Raw genomic sequence first — 870 nt, 5'->3', positions numbered from 1 at the left:
TATGAACTCGTAGGGCGTGAGGCCCTTTAGCGTCTTGAGCCTGCGCCCGAAATTGTACGCGTCGATGAAGTCGGCCAGATGCTTTTTCAGTTGCGCATGATCGTCGTAGTGGAAGCGCTTGACGGTGGCTTCCTTGATCGTTCGGTTCATCCGCTCGACCTGTCCGTTGGTCCAGGGGTGCTTCACCTTGGTCAGACGATGCTCGATGCTGTTGTCGTCGCAGACCCAGTCGAAGATGTGCTGGAAGGCATTTCGATCACAAGCTCGGTTGGTGAACTGAATGCCATTATCGGTCAGGACGATATGAATGGCGTAGGGCACCGCTGCGATGAGATTGCGCAGGAATTGCGCCGCGTTCATCTTGCCGGCTTTGGCATAGAGTTCAGCGAACGCGAATTTGGATGTTCGATCAATCGCCACAAACAGGTAGAGCTTGCCCTCAGCCGTCTGCACCTCGGCAATGTCGACGTGGAAATAGCCGATCGGGTAACTTTTGAACTTCTTCTTCGGCTCCTTGTCGCCTTCGACTTCCGGCAGACGTGAAATGCCGTGGCGCTGCAGACACCTGTGCAAGGACGACCGCGTCAGATGCGGGATTGTCGGCTGAAGAGCGTAGAGGCAGTCATCGAGCGGCAGCAACGTATGCCGGCGGAAGGCGACAATAACAGCCTCTTCTTCTAGGGAAAGGATTGTCGAATGTGGGTCCTTCGGGCCTGTCGGGAGGTCGGCCAATGACGTCCGCTTTTTCCATTTGGCGACCGTCTTCTGGTTGATCCCATACCGCTTCGAAAGCGCTCTCAGGCTCTCTTCACTATTCTGTATTGCTCGACGGACTGCCTCTGTCGTCGTGGCGCTCCCATGTAAAACCTG

Annotated in this window: 1 protein-coding gene; it reads right to left on the bottom strand. The window is 55.6% G+C overall.

The window, feature by feature from the left end; translation table 11 throughout:
- Nucleotides 1-870, bottom strand: an 870-nt coding sequence (locus tag MOV63_RS32450; RefSeq protein WP_247039843.1) for an IS481 family transposase, incomplete at both ends; no start/stop codon positions are given.

Source organism: Neorhizobium sp. SHOUNA12A (genome assembly GCF_023006505.1).
In the GTDB taxonomy this organism is placed as follows: domain Bacteria; phylum Pseudomonadota; class Alphaproteobacteria; order Rhizobiales; family Rhizobiaceae; genus Neorhizobium.
Note: the sequence above shows the minus strand (reverse complement) of the source record. Positions and strands in the feature narration are given on the sequence as shown.